The following is a 15,690-nucleotide window of genomic DNA, read 5'->3' on the forward strand; positions in this document are numbered from 1 at the left end:
GAACACTGATGCAGCTCGGCATTCTGACCGCGCCTTTTTCGGAAACGCCGCTCGATGACGTCGCCGACTGGGCGGCTTCGGTCGGGTTTGAAACGCTCGAAATCGCCTGCTGGCCGAAGTCGTCGGGCGCCATTCGCCGCTATGCGGGGACGAGCCATATCGATGTCGCGACCCTCGGCGCATCCGAGGCCAAGGACATCGTGGCTTCGCTCAAGGAAAGAAAACTCGCCATCTCGGCGCTGGCCTACTATCCCAACCCGCTGCATCCCGACCTTGGCCACCGCCAGGCGGTGATCGAGCATCTCAAGGCCGTCATCAATGCCGCCAGCCTGATGGGCTTGCCGGTCGTCAATACCTTCATGGGTGGCGATGCGGGACAGAGCGTCGAAGCCAACTGGCAAGAGGCCGAGAAGGTCTGGCCCGAGATCATCGCCTTCGCGCGCGGCAAGGGCGTCACCCTGGCATTCGAGAACTGCCCGATGTTGTTCAGCGCCAGCGAATGGCCGGGCGGCCATAACATCGCCTATTCGCCAATGATCTGGCGCCGCATTTTCGAGGCCTGGGGCTCCGATGTGGGCATGAACTACGATCCCTCCCACCTGGTCTGGCAGATGATCGATGGCGCACGCTTCATTCGTGAGTTCGGCTCGCGCATGCTGCATGTGCATGCCAAGGATTTGCTGATCGATCGCGACGGCCTTTACGAGCGCGGTGTCATGTCCGCAGGCATCGGTTGGCAGATTCCACGCATGCCGGGGCTTGGCGAAGTGAACTGGAACGTGTTCTTCTCCGAACTCTATCGGGCCGGATACGATGGCCCGGTGGTCATCGAGCACGAGGATCGGCAATTCGAAGGCAGCGACGACAAGGTGAAACGTGGCTTCCTGCTGGCCCGCGACGTGCTGCGACCATTCGTAAAATGAAATCCTGCAACGAGAGTCCATAAGGACCGCAGACATCAAGGGGCCGGAAGGCCCACAAAGGGAGAGGAAACCCCATGCGACTTGCGAAGACTTCTGTCATCTCACTGCTTGCCGGCGCGGCCATCCTGGCATCGTCCGGCATGGCCTTTGCCGCCGGTCCCTACACGATCGGCGTCTCCAACACCGTGCAGGGCAACGGCTGGCGCGAGGAAATGATCTGCGCCATCAAGGCCCAGGCCCTGGCTTCCGGCGAAATTGCCTCGCTGAATATCGCCCACCGCAATACCGATGCCGCCGGCCAGTTGGAAGACATCCGCAACCTGATCAGCGCCAAGGTCAACGCCATCATCGTCAATCCGTCGGATCCTGCTGGCATCGCGCCCGCCCTGCAGGAAGCCGAGGCCGCCGGCATCACCGTCGTCGTCGTCGACCAGTCGGTCACCGATCCCAATATCTACACCATCCAGAACAATCAGTCGGACTATGCCTATCTGGGCGCCAAGTGGCTGTTCACGCAAATGGGCGGCAAGGGCGGCGTGGTCTATATGCGTGGCGCCGCCGGCGCTTCGGCCGACACCGATCGCGACGCCGGCTTCAAGAAGGCCCTTACCGAGTTCCCCGACGTCAAGGTGGTGAGCGAGACTTTCACCGGCTGGCAGCAGGACCAGGGCAAGCAGCAGATTCTCGATTTCATCGCTTCGGGCGTGCCATTCGACGGCATCTGGACCTCGGGCATCGACAACGTCATCGTCGATGCGCTGACTGAATCGGGCGCCAAGCTCGTTCCCGTCGTCGGCGCCGACAATGCAGGCTTCGTCGAGCAGCTCAACACCGTCGCCGGCCTTTCCGGCGCCGCGGTGACCAACCCCGGTTCCGTCGGCGGCGCCGGCGTGACGCTGGCGCTGCAGGTGCTGGACGGCAAGGCTCCTGCCGAAAAGAGCAACTTTGTCACCCCGGTACTCTGGGAGAACGTCACCCCGGAGGGCAAGGCCAATCTGCTGGCTGCCGCCGATCCGTCGCTGAACAAGGAATGGCCGGTGTCGATCTCGATCCCGAACTGGACCACCTATACAAAAGAACAGATCATCGCGTGCAAAGGCCCGGGCGAATAAGCTCGGGTCGCAAACACTTGTTGGGCGGGGACACCGGTCAGGCACCGGCGTCCCCCTTCGTTACCACGGATTATTGCTCGCCATGGCCGTGACGACCAGCCCACTGCTTGAAGCCACCGGCCTGGTGAAGACCTATGGCGCAGTGCGCGCGCTGCGCAACGCGTCGCTGTCTTTGCGGCCCGGCGAAGTGCATGCCCTGATGGGGGCCAACGGCGCCGGCAAATCCACCATGGTCAAGATCCTGACCGGTGCGCTGCATCCGACCGCCGGCAAGATTGCCATTCGTGGCGTGGAGCGAAAGGTGCGCTCGCCCGCCGATGCGCGGCGTGCCGGGCTGGTCTCGGTCTATCAGGAACCCTCGCTGATTCCCGACCTCGACGTGCTGTCCAACCTGCGGCTGACCCACACGCCGGTGGCAGCGTTCCGCCATTGGGTTGATGAATTGGGCGTACCCGAGCTCGACCTCGGCGAGAGGGCGCGCGACGTGCCGCTGGCGATCTTGCGCATCCTCGATCTTGCCCGCGCTCTGGCCATCGAACCCGATGTGCTGCTGCTCGATGAAATGACCGCGGCATTGCCGGCCAACCTGGCCGAAAAAGTGCTCGAGGTGGTGCGCAGGCAAACCCAGACCGGCCGATCGGTGATCTTTATCTCGCATCGGTTCCTGGAAATTTCAGCACTGTGCGACCGGGCCACCATCCTGCGCGACGGGGAAACCGTCGGGGTCGTCGATATCGGGCCTGATGTCGAGGACCGCATCGTGGAGCTGATGCTGGGCGAGCGCATTCTGCGCAAGCACGGCGCGGCGGTCGCCGCGGAGGCCCGTCCGCAAGCGCAGGGCAAAACCCGCCTCAGCGTGCGCAACCTGCGCGTCGGCACCAAGCTCAACGACGTGTCGTTCGATCTGCATGATGGCGAGGTCCTCGGTGTCGTCGCCCTCGAAGGACAAGGGCAGGACGAGCTGTTCGCCGCGTTGGCGGGCTCGATCCGTCCGAGCGCGGGCGTCATCGAGGTCGCGGGTGAAGCGGTGAAATTCGGCAAGCCGCGCGACGCCATCGAACGGGGCATCGCCTACGTGCCGGGCGACCGCAGCGACGCCTTGCTGATGCACCGCTCCGTGCGCGAGAACATCGCCCTGCCCTTCAGCGCCGGGGTGCGGCGCTGGGGCCCGATCAATATGGGCAACGAGCGCACCACCGTACTGCGCGCCATCGAGCGGCTGCAGATCGACACCCGCGCCCAGGGCGAGGTGCGGCGGCTCTCCGGCGGCAACCAGCAGAAGGTGACGATCGCCCGCTGGATCGCCGCCGACGCCAAGACCATTCTGTGCTTCGACCCGACACGTGGCATTGACGTCCGCACCAAGACGCAAATCTATGCGCTGGCCCGCGAACTGGCGGCGCAGGGCAAGTCCGTCCTCTACTACACCTCCGAACTCGAGGAAATTCAGCTGGTCTGCGATCGTGCGATCGCCATTTTCGGCGGCAGGGTTGTCGATGTGCTGCCGGTCGAGATCGCCGACGAACTCGCCTTGACGCGGGCCGCCTATGGCCTGCCGCGCGATGCGGCTGCCGATCTAGGCATCCTGGCCGACCCAACCCGTCCGAAGGCCGCGCCATGATCGCCTTTTCGCTGCGCCAGAGCTGGGTTATCGGGCTCGTCGTGCTGTTCGTCGCGCTGTTCGTGATCACCCGCTTCATCCAGCCGGCCTATGGCGCGAGGGACTTCGCGTCGCTGACGCAGGCCGCGCTGCCTTACGCGTTCGCAGTGGCGGCGCAGACCGTCATCGTGCTGGCCGGCGGCATCGACCTGTCGATTGCCGCGATGATGGCCGTGACCAGCGTCACGGCGGCGCTGTTGATGAAGGACCAGAGCGCGGCATCGGCGCTCTACGCGGTGCCGCTGGTGCTCGCCTTCGGCTTCGCGCTGGGCGCGCTCAACGGCATTCTCATCACCATCTCCCGTGTGCCCGACATCGTCGTTACGCTGGCGATGATGTTCGTGCTGCAAGGCGTCGCCCTGCTCATCCTGCCATCGCCGGGCGGCGGCGCCGCCGATTGGCTCAAGGCGCTGGTCGTGGGCTCGTTGTCGGTGCCGGGCATCCCCGAGAGCGTATCGGCCTGGATACCGCATGCGCTGCTTCTGGTGGTCATTGCGGTGTGCGTGGTGTGGATACCCCTCAAGCGCTCGCAACTTGGCCTCAGCATCTATGCGATCGGCAGTAGTGAACTCGCCGCGTTCCGCAGCGGCGTTCCCGTGGCGCGAACCCGCATTCTCGCCTATGGCATCGGCGGCATCTTCGCCGCGCTGGGCGGATTGACGCTGACCATGAGCACGGGCATCGGCGCACCGATCCCCGGACCCTACCTGCTGGCGAGCGTTGCCGCGGTCGTGCTCGGCGGGGTGGCGCTTACTGGTGGGCGCGGCGGACTGGTCGGCCCCATCGTCGCCGTGTTCGTCTTGCGCCTCGTGCGCACCGACCTGACCTTGCTGTCGGTCGATCCCAACGTTACCACCATCATCGAGGGGGTGATCATGGTCACCGTCGTCATGTTCGGCGCCCTGTTGGCCATGCAGGCCCGCTCGACATGAGCGAAGTCGCCAGCCCATTGCCGCAGCCTCACCTGGGCCGACGTCTGCGCCGCCTCATGGCGGATCAGCCGATCATTCCGCTGATCGTGCTGCTGATCCTGCTTTGCGCGGTGCTACAACTGCTCAGCCCCGGCATCATCAACCCCCTATGGGTTGCCAATACGATAAAATTCGCCATTCCCCTGGCATTACTGGCGGGCGCCCAGACCTTGACCATGCTCACCGGCGGCCTCGACCTGTCGGTGGGCACCGTGGGGACCATGGCGGCCTTCATCATGGCGACGCAGATCGGCCACCACGACCCCGCAACGACGCTGGCGCTATCACTGCTGCCCGCAGTCTTGATCGGGCTTGCCAACGGCGTCGGCGTCGGCATCTTCCGGGTGCACCCCCTGATCATGACACTCGGCACGGGCCTCGTGGGTTCAGGCATCCTGCAGGTCTATCAACGCACCGTCATCGCCTCCGGCTCGGAGATCCCGCCCTTTATCGTCTGGCTGGGCACTGGCCTTACCTGCGGCGTGCCTAATGCGCTTCTGCTGTTCGTGCCGATCGCGGCGCTGATCATTTTCGTGCTGCGCCGCACCGGCTTCGGCAGGCAGGTCTATGCCATTGGCGATAACGAAAAGGCCTCGCGCCTGTCGGGCTCGACCTATTGGCAAGTTATCCTGGCGCTCTACGTCGCCTCCTCGCTGCTCGCCGCCATTGCGGGCCTGCTCTATGTGGGCGTGATCCGCACCCCGTCGCTGACGCTGCTCGAGCCCTTGGTGCTGCCCTCGGTGGCGGCAACCATCATCGGCGGCACCTCGATCTTCGGCGGCCGCGGCAGCTATGCCACCGCGATTCTCGGCGCCCTCATCCTGCGCGTGCTCACGACGCTTCTGACCGTGCTGCAAATGCCCGAAGGACTGCGGCAGGGGCTGTTTGGCCTGGTGATCCTGCTCGTCACGGCCATCTACTTGAGGATAATCGAAGACAGTTAGCCGGTCGAACACGTGCTGCTAACGGGTCGTCACGGCGCGGGATCGATGAAGCAGATAAACCAGCCATCATTTCCGTAAGCCGGCGCCAAAGCATTGCTTGGAGGCTCTGCCGACGTGGGCGGCTTCGGATATGATCCCGTCAATGGACTCGCGACGGCAAACTGAAAGGGCAGAAGTGAACTAGGCCGATAATCTGGCGTCGATCGAGCGTCACGAAAGTTCTGCCACCAGGTGCCCAGCTCCAACATCGCGGTAAATGGCCGAAGGTGGCTCAAAGGAAAATGGCCGCACAGAGCTGGGAATGTCGCCTGTGAGAAGGCTGAAGGGTTTACGCGCCCGCTCCTGAACGCACTGCTGCAACGGATCGCGCCGGGCGATATCCGTCTCGCGGAGGTCAGCTTCCCCTGGCACCGCAGCTTTGAGATCAATTTCGTTCTGACCGAGGTTGGCCCATGAGCGTCCTGGACCGCCTTGCGGGTAGACTGATCGTGTCGTCTCAGGCGATGGACCCGCGCAGCCCGTTGGGGCGTCCCGAAACCCTGGCACTCCTGGCGCGGGCGGCAGAACTCGGCGGCGCGGGCGGCTTTCGCGTCAACGGCGCCGACGTGGTCCGGGCTTTGCGTCCGGTAACAAAATTGCCGATCATCGGCATTGTCAAGGACACCCGCGAGGGGTTCGACAATTACATCACCACCAGCCTTGAGGATGTCGAGGCCCCGTGCGCCAGTGGTGTCGATATGGTGGCGATCCAGGCCACCGATGGCACCCGTCCGGGGCCCGATTTTGCCGCGCTTGCCCTGGCGGCTCATGCCAGAAATGTCGCGGTAATGGCCGATATCGACACGCTTGATGAGGCTCGTGCCGCGCGCGAGGCTGGCGCCGATGTGGTTGCCACCACCATGGTGGGATATACCAGGGCGACCGCAGGCGTCGAGCGGCCTCCCTTCGATCTGGTGCGCCTGCTCTGCGCGCAATTGACCTGCCCGGTGATTGTCGAAGGTGGCGTGTGGACCCCCGAGTACGTTTCCAGCAGTTTTGCGGCCGGTGCGCACGCGGTGGTCAGTGGTTCGTCCGTCACTGCACCTGATCTGATTACGCGTCGTCTGGGCGAGGCGATACCGTTAGAACGTCACTAGGCGTGGGATAAGGCCCTCGTTTTCGGGGTAATCGGCTTCCAAGATGTTTTATCCGACGCCGATTGACAGTCGATCGTCATGTGCCCCCGTCAAGCGAGTGTGTCCTGTCGGTGAACAGCGCAACACCCGATCCCACGAACGCGAGAGCGGTTAGAGAAGTGATTCATTTAGGTGTTTGATCCGGAGTTTGATGGTGCCCTGTCTTGCCTGATGCGGCACGATTAGGAGTTTCACGATGCGCTCGCAATGATTGCCAAGCTTGCTTCTGGCGGGCCACATAGTCGATAAGCGGCGTTGACGGTCGCCCCAATAGAGTCTCCAACTCGCCTGTAGTCTCTGCGGCGCCACCGAATCGCTGGACGGTATAAAGGGCGGTCATGATCAGGGCCATGGGCAGGGGAACACCGTTGCGATGCTGCTCCCAGATGAAACGGACCACGTTGGGCCGACGATAGCTGATCTGGCGCCCGAGTACCTGCGACAGGACGTCAGCGACTGCGTCCCAGGACAGGGCTTGCGGGCCAGTCAGGACATATCCCTTGCCGACATGACCGTCCTCTTGCAGCGTTTTGGCAGCGAACACGCCGATATCATCAACATCGATGAAGGCGCTTTTGCCGTCGCCGGCGGGTACGGCAATCTCGTCGCGATCGCGGATGTCGTCGCGGTGGACCGTTTCGAGGTTCTGCATGAAATCGCTGGGGCGCAGAATGGTCCAGTCGAAGGCGGGCGTCTGAACCAGCTTTTCCAAGCCATGATGGGGCAGAATTGGATTTGTGTCGGCGCCTTTCACTGACAGGAGCACAACACGCTGTATCTTGCGCTCCTGCAGAGCGTCCAAAAACGGGATGAAGGCCTTGGCATCTGCCATCTGGGGCGGGCGGATCAGGAAGACGGCGGTCACCCCGTCAAGGGCCGACGGGTAGGAGGAGGGGGCCGTGAAGTCGAACTTGACCCATTCAACCGGTCCATCGGCCTGCCTTGTCTCGCGGCCAGCCGCGCGCAGCGCGTTTCCCCTCATTGCGGCAATCAGCGCCGCGCCGACCCGTCCCGTCGCGCCTGTCACTAGCAGCATTATGCCTCGCTCTGTTCCTTGAGTACCTGTTCCAACGCGTGCCGGCGGCGGATACTTGGCCACCAATCATTGCCCCAACAGGGTTTGGCAGTCTCACTTATTTGACTTAGCGAGGGTGGTCGTGGCGGAAGAATTTCGAGTTATAGACTGCCGAACGGTGGTCGCCCAGCCGGCCGGATTTCGAATAGTAGCCGAAACTGCGGAAGACGCCGCACGACTTGTTGTTGGAGAAGACCTTGTGCGCGGCCTAAGCCAACTTACCCATGGGGCGATTGAACAATTGGGGCCAGATCTGTGAGAAAAAAGAGGTGGTGTCAGAATTTATCAGAAGCCGTTGGCGTCACCGCCGGCGGTGGAAGGAGCTGCCGAACTCCTGTCGGGAGGCGAAGGCCTCGCCGTTCAGGATGGCAGAGGATGCAAGTAATGTGTTTATCACGCGGTTAGAGGATCAAAACCAGGCAGAGTTGCTTGTGCTGCCGATGTCGCCTTAGGTTGCGATACCGCTACAATATCGGATCACATACTGTCTTGGCTTTGCCTGACGCCGTCATCAATTTCAATTCGAAACGCTGACGACGGAAACTCGAGTTTGCGATAAAACTCGTTGAGGCGCAATAACGTCTGGCAACATTGTTATACAATGATATAGCTTGGGTCAGTTCGGAAGACGGTAGCAACGTTGAAACGTCTTGTTATTTGATTCGCAGACTTGGAATAATCAATGTCTGATCTATTAAATTTGCAAACTGAAAACAGACTGCTGGCAGCTTTACCGATTTCCGATTTACACGCGATTGCCCAAGTACTTGAGCCGGCTGTCCTAGGTCTGAAAACGCCCATCGAGATGCCTGGCAGGGTCGTCGATCACGTGTATTTTGTCGAGTCAGGCTTGGTTTCCGTAGTCGCGAGTGAACATGGAAAACGGATAGCCGACGTCGGGATGATTGGCTATGAAGGCGCAACAGGCTCAGCGCTGGCCCTCGGCGATGACCTTCCATCACTGGAAACAATTGTTCAAATCCCCGGCCGAGGCTGGCGCATGACGGCAAACGAATTCCGCAATTGCTTGCATAAGTATCCGTCTTTCAAGGAACTGATGTTACGCTACGCCAGGGTGCTGTGGATTCAGGCGTCATGTACCGCGCTGATTCAAGGCAGCCGTCGGGTCGAGGCTAGGCTTGCGCGCTGGCTGTTGATGGTGCAGGACCGGATGCGCTCTGATGAAATCAGGGTTACCCACGAACTTCTCGCTGCAATGTTGCACTGCCGTCGACCTAGCGTGACAGTGGCGCTGCACTTTCTAGAAGGCGAGCACCTAATTGTGTCCCGTCGATCGATGCTCCTGATCCTGGACCGCGAAAGACTCAAAAAATTCGCTGAGGGCGCCTATGGCACCCCGGAGGCAGAGTACGAACGTCTCATCGGCTCGGTGGGCAAAGCAATTACGGCCAGAGAGCCGCTGCCTGTAAGTGACGGGGACGAGGCGGCCGCGTTGCACCGCCCGGCATCTCTGCCAGTACATCCGCTCTTGAAAAAAGGGTAGTGGGTTCGGCGCAAATACTCAAATTGCTCAGGCCGGTGCCGAAATCGTCCAAGCTTATAATGAGTTCCCGGATTTTGCAGACCGAAACCCGGTAGGCAACCACCTCCCATTTTGGAGGTCGCCTTGCGCTGCGACGGCTCTTGGGTGAAAGAGCGCAGCGCATTCGCAGGCCAGACGGAGCGGCGACGGTTAGAAGTCCGCTCAGCCGCATGCATTTTGATCGCGAGACCTGCGGCAACCCGCACTAGACTAGTGCCGGGCCACCGTGCTGCGCAGCTGCATAACTCCAAAAATGATGGTGCAGATGGCGGCAACTCCGACGACGAGCGTGGCCAATGCGTTGATCTCGGGCACAAAACCCAGCCGCATCATTGCCCATAGGCGGATCGGCAGGGTGTTGGTGGAGCCTGACAGGAAAAGCGTCACCATGGTTTCGTCGAACGAGATGGCGAAGGCGAGCAAACCGCCCGCCACGAAGGCCGTGCGCAGCTGTGGCAACAGGATGAAAAAGAACGTCTGGCTCTGGCTGGCGCCCAAATCGAGCGATGCCTCGGTCAGGCTGGGGCTCAACGAGACCAGCCGGTTGAGCACTATTCGATAGACCACGGGCACCACGAGAATAACGTGGCCCACGATGATGGTCGGCAATCCACGCGTCAGATCTAGCTCCCGGAACGCGATGAGCAGTGACAGGCCGACGATGATCGGCGGCAGCAGGAATGGCAGCAGGATCAGCGCCTGCATGAGCTGCCGCATCCAACCACGGGTTCGCAGGTAATAGAGCGCAAAGATCGTCGCCAATACCACTGCCAGTACGGTGGCAATGAACCCCACCAGGAACGTGGTGCCGAGTGCGTTCAAGATGTCCTGGTTCTGTGTGAGCTTGGTATAAGAATCCCAGGAAAACGCAGACAGGCCAAGCTTGCCGCGCACACGTACAGGCTGCCAGTTGGAGAAAACCCACACGACTGCCAAAGGCGCATAGATGACGATCAGTGCTGCCAGCGCGGTGAGGCCGGTAAGATGGTCGACGAAATGAAATTCCCGTTTCAACGCGCGGTGCTCCAGCGTGACGATAAGCCGGCCAGCCCGACGGCAGCCAATGCGGTGAATAGCAGGACCACAGCCAGCGCCGCGCCGAGCGGCCAGTTGAGGGCGACTCCGAACTGGGTAAAAACGATGCGCCCGAAGGTAAAGCCGCCGGTGCCGCCGACCATCTGCGGGGCGACAAAATCGCCCAGTGTCATCACGAAGGTGAAAACCGCGGCAATCACGACGCCGGGCATGCTGAGCGGCAAGACGATGCGCCACAGTTCATCGAAGGCGCCGCCGCCGAGATCAGCCGAGGCCACGCCAAGGTTTTCCGGAATACGCTCGATTGCCAGATAGATGGGTAGAATGGCAAAGGGCAGATAGAGCACCACCAGGGCGATGAAGATCGCCGTCTGGCTGAAAATGAAGGCTGTGACGGGCTGGTCGATCAGCCCTGCTGCGAGCAGCAACTCGTTGAGCACGCCACGATGGCCCAGAATACCACGCACGGCGTAGATCTTGATGATGTAGCTGGTGAACAGCGGCAGCATGAACAACAGGATCATGGCAAAACGCAGTTTGGGGGACCGGCGCGCGGCGAACAGCGCGATAGCATAGCCGGTGACGACATTGACCAGCGTTGCGCCAAGGCACAGGGCGATGGTTTGCACAAAAACGCCGAGAAACACGTTGTCGCTGAAGAATGCCTGATAATTTTCCAGCGTCAGTTCGCGGACCAGTTCTCCGTTCTGATTTTGCCAGAAACTGTACAGGATGAAGGAGCCGATCGGCGCCAGCACAAACAGTGTTGGGACGCCCAGGCAGAAAAAATTGACCAGCCAGCGCTGCGGGGAAATTGTGCGGTTAGCCATGAGCTGACCCGGCGGGTAGGGCAAAGGCGTCCTCGACGGACCAGGTCAGGTTGACCAGATCGCCGGCCTTGGGCAATTGCGCGGTCTTGCCGCCCTGAATGCGGAAACGCAGCGGCACCGCACCCGTGGCAGCGTCTGCGGCTTCCACCATGATGGAGGGGCCAGAAAACTGCACGTCCTTAATAGTGAAGCTGTGACCCTCATCCGGACTGATCCCGATAATTTCAGGGCGCAGCGCGACATGTACCGGCCGGCCCGCTGCCAGTCCCAGCGCACTGAACCGACAGTTTAACCGCCCGATGGCGGTATCGACCAGGCAATGGTCGACATCGATCGACACCACCGTGCCATCGATCAGATTGTTCTCGCCAAAGAACCCCGCGACAAAGCGCGAATTGGGCGACGCATAGATGGTTTCGGGCGTTCCGATCTGCTCGATGCAACCGTCACGCATCACCACGATGCGATCCGACATGGCGATGGCTTCTTGCTGGTCATGCGTGATGAAGACGAAGGCCACGTCGAGCCGACGCTGCATGTCCTTGAGGAAGCGGCACATCTGGGCGCGCAGGGTGACGTCCAGCGCTGCCAGCGGTTCATCGAGCAGGATCACCCGCGGTTCGCAGATGATGGCTCGAGCCAGAGCGACGCGCTGGCGCTGACCACCGGAAAGTTCATGGGGCAGGCGGGTGGCATAGCTTTCCAACCCGACGATCTTGAGCGTATCTTCCACCCGTTTGTCGATCACGGCGCGCGGAAGGCCGCGTACGACCAGGCCATAGGCGACGTTGCGCCGAACCGAATAATGGGGAAACAGCGCGTAGTCCTGAAACACGGTGTTAAAGGGTCGGCGGTTGATCGGCAGTCCATGCAGGTCCTTGCCATTGAGGGTAATGCGACCGCGCGTCGGCTGGTCAAAGCCTCCGATCATCCGCAGGATCGTGGTCTTGCCGGAGCCGCTCGGCCCCAGAATGGTCAGGAATTCGTTGGAGGCGATCTCCAGATCGATGCCATTGAGCACCGTGACGGGTCCGAAGTCCTTACCAATATTTTCGAGGCGCAGCAGCGCACTATCGTTCATGGATTGTCCAAACGCGAAAGAGAGATGCAGCGGGCGGCCGAACCCGTCCGCTGCATTGGCCGCAAGATGATCAGTTAGCGCCGGAGCGAACTTCGTTCCAAACCTTCTGGCGCATCGCCAGGTCTTCTGGTGGCTTGGCCCAGATCAGCCGCGAGGTGTAGTTGGGGGCGTTCTCGGCCGACGTGGTGCTGCCATAGCCAAACTTGTTGGTCATGGCAGCACCGATCCTGGCCTGGAGGAAAAAGTTCATCCACGCATAGGCACCGTCCACATTTTCAGCGCCGGCGCTGACCGTCAGGTTGTCCATCCAGCCCAGCGCGCCCTCCTTGGGAATGGCGTAGCCGACATCAAAGCCCTTTTTGGTCAAGGCGATGGCGCTGGGTTCACCCATCGAGAACATCAGCACCACGTCGTTTTCGGCAAACAGCGTCGTGCCTTCATCGAATCCGGCGAAATAGCTCAGCAGGTTTTCGCGCAGATCGGCGAGCTTGGTGGCGACCTTGGGGAACTCGTCTTGCTGCACATTGAACGGGTCTTTGAGCCCGATCATGATCGCGCCCAGGTTGATGTTGTTGTTGGCATCGTCCTGAGACAGCACGCGGCCTTTATATTTCGGGTCCCACATGACACCCCACGAGTCCGGGCCGTTGGGAAATTCTTTTTTGTCATAGACCAGGCCAAGCGAACCCCAGGCTAGGGGAATGCCGTAGCGGATACCGTCAAATACCGGTGCCTGCACGGTCTTGAAGTCGGGCAGCACGTTGTCGAAGCTGGGCAGCCTGGCCAGATCGAGCGGGGTGATCAGCTTCTGGTCAACGAAGGTCTTGATGCTGGCACTGTCGACGGCGACCAGATCATAGTCCTTGCCACCGCTCGCCTTCATCTTGGCGATCTGCTCGTCAGCGCTGGTGGCGTAGGTGGCTTCCACCTTATAGCCGGTCTGGGCGGTAAACTCGTCGATCCATTCCTGCTCGGCGTACCCGTCCCAGATCAGCATTCGCACGGTGCCCTTTTCCTGCGCGAAAGTGGTGCGGGTCAGGGTGGAGAGTGCCAGTCCCGCACCCAGAACCAGTGAAGTTCGCCGTGATATGTTCATGCCCATGCTCCATTGCCAAAGATGCGGATCGATTAAATCCAGTAATTGGACTATTATAATGTATCGGCAGTGTGTCAAGGGTTTTGCGAAAGCAAAGCCAGTTTCTATTTAATAATTACGCAAAAGAATTTTTACGACAGCGAAACAATATTCAAAGTTGTTAAAATGAATTATCATCGATGAAATACAGATATAGTCCAATACTTACTTAGTATTGGATTGTGGATCGATGGCAGTCGCTCCGGCCCAGCTGCCCGGCCGTTTTAGGCGATCGCGCGCTCCGTTTCGGGATCGAATAGCGCGGTCTTCTCGGCGTCCACAGCCAGCCGAATGGTCTGACCGAACACCACCTGTGCATCAGGCGGCAATCCTGCCAGGAACTTTTGATCTCCGACACGGGCGACAACCAGCTTTTCAGGGCCAGTCAGCTCCACGACTTCGACTAGAGCCGAGAATGCTGGTTCACCCGCTGCCGCAAGCCGCAGGGTTTCGGCGCGAATACCGGCGATGACAGGTCCGTTTGCCGCTGTGCCTGGTAGGCTGATCGCAGCATCGGCTCCGTCGATCAGTAATTGCCCGGCGTTCAAATTCGCGGTGAGCAAGTTCATGCCCGGCGAGCCAACAAAGCTTGCCACGAATGTACTGGCGGGGCGCTGATAGACTTCTTCGGGCGTGCCCAATTGCTCGATCTGGCCGTCCTTGATCACGGCGATCCGGGTCGCCAGGGTCATGGCCTCGATCTGATCATGGGTGACATAGACCATGGTGGTGCCGAGCAACTGGTGCAGCCGCTTGATCTCGGTTCGCATCTCGGTCCGCAACTTTGCGTCTAGGTTGGAGAGCGGTTCGTCGAACAGGAAAATCGCTGGATTGCGCACCAAAGCGCGGCCGATGGCAACGCGCTGACGTTGTCCACCCGATAGTTCGGCAGGCTTGCGATCCAGCAATTTGCTGATCTGGAGCGTATCGGCCACCTTGGCAATTGCCATGTCGCGGTCGACCCTGGCGACGCCGCGCATTTCGAGCCCGAAGCCGATATTGCGGGCCACCGTCAGGTTTGGGTAAAGCGCGTAGGACTGGAACACCATGGCGATGTCGCGGTTCTTGGGATGCAAGCCGATGACCGAGCGCTCGCCAATCCGCACATCGCCGCTGCTCGGCTCGATCAGCCCGGCGATGATGTTGAGAATGGTGGACTTGCCGCAGCCCGATGGCCCCAACAACACGAGAAACTCGCCATCGGCCAGCGACAGATCAATCGATTTCAACGTCTCCAACGCACCGTAACGCTTGTGCAGGCCGACAAGGCTGAGCGATCCCATCAGTGAACCCCCGGCTGGATTGCCAGGCTGGCATAGCGCCGTGGCGAGGACGAAATGGCGGTAGAAGCGATGGCAACGCCCGCTGACAATGCCGTGAGCAAGTCCTCGCCCCTGGCGATCCGGCTGACATAGCTGGCATTGAACACGTCACCAGCGCCGATCGTATCGATCACCACCACTTTGGGAGCAGGGGCATGCAGTGTCTGGCCATCGCGGCGCGCATAGGCGCCGAGCGGCCCGGCCTTGATCAACACGGTTGCGCCCTTCGGCGCCAGAGCTTCAAGGGCCTCGAGGGCGCTGCCGATCTCTAGGGTGCCGGTCAGGGCAAAGGCTTCGTTTTCGCTGACCAGCAGGTGGCTGGAGCGGGCAAACCAGGCTTTGGTCAAGGCGATTGCCTGCTCGGTCCAGCCCTCCACCGGCCAGCCTGTGTCCAGTACAATATCGATCCGGTTTGCAGCGGCCCAGTCGAACAGCAAAGCATAGTCGGTAGCTAGGCGACTGGTGATGAAGCTGCCGCACAATAGCAAAAGCCCGCCAGCGAGCGAGGGCGTATGGATGCCGGCCTGCACGTCGGCCCAGCTGAAATCGGGCAAATGGCCCCGCGTGGTAAAGAAAGTGCGTTCGCTATTGGGATGGGTGATGCCCACCGAAATGGTGGTCGAGGTCGGGTTCACCGGCCATTTGTCGCTGCGCGAACCAAAGGCCTCCGCCAGCCATTTGCCAAAGGCATCCGAGCCCACATTGGCGGCAATCTGGAAATCGATGCCAAGCGCCTGCAAGGCCAACGCGGCATTGCCTGCCGAACCGCCAACACGCAGCTCATCATGATCGACCAAGACTTCGGTGCCGGGAACCGGCCATGGAGCGGTTGGCCCCATGATCAGATCGACATTGACGTTTCCAACGACGGCGAGGGGACGCAT

At 60.9% G+C, this 15,690-nt stretch carries 14 protein-coding genes; 7 read left to right on the forward strand and 7 right to left on the reverse strand.

What is annotated here, in order from left to right:
• Nucleotides 1–8: 8 nt before the first annotated feature.
• The 6 genes from ABIB57_RS09910 to ABIB57_RS09935 all read left to right on the forward strand — a co-directional run bounded on the left by ABIB57_RS09910 (nucleotide 9) and on the right by ABIB57_RS09935 (nucleotide 6,746).
• Complete coding sequence (locus ABIB57_RS09910) at nucleotides 9–923, forward strand: sugar phosphate isomerase/epimerase family protein (protein WP_354040406.1); 915 nt, start codon at nucleotides 9–11, stop codon at nucleotides 921–923.
• 74 nt (nucleotides 924–997) lie between these two features.
• Nucleotides 998–2,035 (forward strand): substrate-binding domain-containing protein, encoded by a 1,038-nt coding sequence (locus tag ABIB57_RS09915; RefSeq protein ID WP_354040408.1) that lies wholly within the window; start codon nucleotides 998–1,000, stop codon nucleotides 2,033–2,035.
• Nucleotides 2,036–2,123: 88 nt separating this feature from the next.
• Nucleotides 2,124–3,656 (forward strand): sugar ABC transporter ATP-binding protein, encoded by a 1,533-nt coding sequence (locus tag ABIB57_RS09920; protein WP_354040606.1) that lies wholly within the window; start codon nucleotides 2,124–2,126, stop codon nucleotides 3,654–3,656.
• Nucleotides 3,653–4,627, forward strand: a complete 975-nt coding sequence (locus tag ABIB57_RS09925; protein ID WP_354040409.1) for an ABC transporter permease — start codon at nucleotides 3,653–3,655, stop codon at nucleotides 4,625–4,627. The genes ABIB57_RS09920 and ABIB57_RS09925 overlap by 4 nt, the downstream gene beginning before the upstream one ends.
• A complete protein-coding gene (locus ABIB57_RS09930; RefSeq protein ID WP_354040411.1) occupies nucleotides 4,624–5,610 on the forward strand; it encodes an ABC transporter permease in 987 nt (328 codons plus the stop codon). Before ABIB57_RS09925 ends, ABIB57_RS09930 begins: the two co-directional genes overlap by 4 nt.
• Before the next feature lie 452 nt (nucleotides 5,611–6,062).
• Nucleotides 6,063–6,746, forward strand: coding sequence for an N-acetylmannosamine-6-phosphate 2-epimerase (locus ABIB57_RS09935; RefSeq protein WP_354040413.1), 684 nt, complete (start codon nucleotides 6,063–6,065; stop codon nucleotides 6,744–6,746).
• A 163-nt stretch (nucleotides 6,747–6,909) separates the two neighbouring features.
• Here ABIB57_RS09935 and ABIB57_RS09940 read toward each other — a convergent pair whose 3' ends face one another.
• On the reverse strand, nucleotides 6,910–7,821 hold the full coding sequence (locus ABIB57_RS09940; protein ID WP_354040415.1) for an NmrA family NAD(P)-binding protein: 912 nt from the start codon (nucleotides 7,819–7,821) through the stop codon (nucleotides 6,910–6,912).
• Between the two features lie 721 nt (nucleotides 7,822–8,542).
• On the opposite strand from ABIB57_RS09940, the gene ABIB57_RS09945 reads away from it, so the two are divergent.
• A complete protein-coding gene (locus ABIB57_RS09945; protein ID WP_354040416.1) occupies nucleotides 8,543–9,364 on the forward strand; it encodes a Crp/Fnr family transcriptional regulator in 822 nt (273 codons plus the stop codon).
• Between the two features lie 249 nt (nucleotides 9,365–9,613).
• Here the strand turns inward: ABIB57_RS09945 and ABIB57_RS09950 are convergent, their stop codons facing one another.
• The 6 genes from ABIB57_RS09950 to ABIB57_RS09975 all read right to left on the reverse strand — a co-directional run bounded on the left by ABIB57_RS09950 (nucleotide 9,614) and on the right by ABIB57_RS09975 (nucleotide 15,690).
• Nucleotides 9,614–10,417 (reverse strand): ABC transporter permease, encoded by an 804-nt coding sequence (locus tag ABIB57_RS09950; RefSeq protein ID WP_354040418.1) that lies wholly within the window; start codon nucleotides 10,415–10,417, stop codon nucleotides 9,614–9,616.
• Nucleotides 10,414–11,268, reverse strand: coding sequence for an ABC transporter permease (locus tag ABIB57_RS09955; RefSeq protein WP_354040419.1), 855 nt, complete (start codon nucleotides 11,266–11,268; stop codon nucleotides 10,414–10,416). Before ABIB57_RS09955 ends, ABIB57_RS09950 begins: the two co-directional genes overlap by 4 nt.
• Nucleotides 11,261–12,349, reverse strand: coding sequence for an ABC transporter ATP-binding protein (locus tag ABIB57_RS09960; protein WP_354040421.1), 1,089 nt, complete (start codon nucleotides 12,347–12,349; stop codon nucleotides 11,261–11,263). Before ABIB57_RS09960 ends, ABIB57_RS09955 begins: the two co-directional genes overlap by 8 nt.
• Before the next feature lie 70 nt (nucleotides 12,350–12,419).
• Nucleotides 12,420–13,445: an ABC transporter substrate-binding protein gene (locus tag ABIB57_RS09965; protein WP_354040423.1), complete on the reverse strand. Its 1,026-nt coding sequence runs from the start codon at nucleotides 13,443–13,445 to the stop codon at nucleotides 12,420–12,422.
• Between the two features lie 263 nt (nucleotides 13,446–13,708).
• Nucleotides 13,709–14,767 carry an ABC transporter ATP-binding protein gene (locus ABIB57_RS09970; protein WP_354040425.1) on the reverse strand — a complete coding sequence of 353 codons (1,059 nt, stop codon included), beginning with the start codon at nucleotides 14,765–14,767 and terminating at the stop codon, nucleotides 13,709–13,711.
• Nucleotides 14,767–15,690 (reverse strand): carbohydrate kinase family protein, encoded by a 924-nt coding sequence (locus ABIB57_RS09975; protein WP_354040427.1) that lies wholly within the window; start codon nucleotides 15,688–15,690, stop codon nucleotides 14,767–14,769. The genes ABIB57_RS09970 and ABIB57_RS09975 overlap by 1 nt, the downstream gene beginning before the upstream one ends.

It is taken from the genome of Devosia sp. UYZn731, assembly GCF_040546795.1.
Lineage (GTDB): Bacteria > Pseudomonadota > Alphaproteobacteria > Rhizobiales > Devosiaceae > Devosia.

Coding starts and splice junctions, on each gene's coding strand:
- ABIB57_RS09910 (WP_354040406.1), top strand. CDS start 9: ATGCAGCTCGGCATTCTGACCGCGCCTTTTTCGGAAACGCCGCTCGAT.
- ABIB57_RS09915 (WP_354040408.1), top strand. CDS start 998: ATGCGACTTGCGAAGACTTCTGTCATCTCACTGCTTGCCGGCGCGGCC.
- ABIB57_RS09925 (WP_354040409.1), top strand. CDS start 3,653: ATGATCGCCTTTTCGCTGCGCCAGAGCTGGGTTATCGGGCTCGTCGTG.
- ABIB57_RS09930 (WP_354040411.1), top strand. CDS start 4,624: ATGAGCGAAGTCGCCAGCCCATTGCCGCAGCCTCACCTGGGCCGACGT.
- ABIB57_RS09935 (WP_354040413.1), top strand. CDS start 6,063: ATGAGCGTCCTGGACCGCCTTGCGGGTAGACTGATCGTGTCGTCTCAG.
- ABIB57_RS09940 (WP_354040415.1), bottom strand. CDS start 7,821: ATGCTGCTAGTGACAGGCGCGACGGGACGGGTCGGCGCGGCGCTGATT.
- ABIB57_RS09945 (WP_354040416.1), top strand. CDS start 8,543: ATGTCTGATCTATTAAATTTGCAAACTGAAAACAGACTGCTGGCAGCT.
- ABIB57_RS09955 (WP_354040419.1), bottom strand. CDS start 11,268: ATGGCTAACCGCACAATTTCCCCGCAGCGCTGGCTGGTCAATTTTTTC.
- ABIB57_RS09960 (WP_354040421.1), bottom strand. CDS start 12,349: ATGAACGATAGTGCGCTGCTGCGCCTCGAAAATATTGGTAAGGACTTC.
- ABIB57_RS09965 (WP_354040423.1), bottom strand. CDS start 13,445: ATGAACATATCACGGCGAACTTCACTGGTTCTGGGTGCGGGACTGGCA.
- ABIB57_RS09970 (WP_354040425.1), bottom strand. CDS start 14,767: ATGGGATCGCTCAGCCTTGTCGGCCTGCACAAGCGTTACGGTGCGTTG.
- ABIB57_RS09975 (WP_354040427.1), bottom strand. CDS start 15,690: ATGCGTCCCCTCGCCGTCGTTGGAAACGTCAATGTCGATCTGATCATG.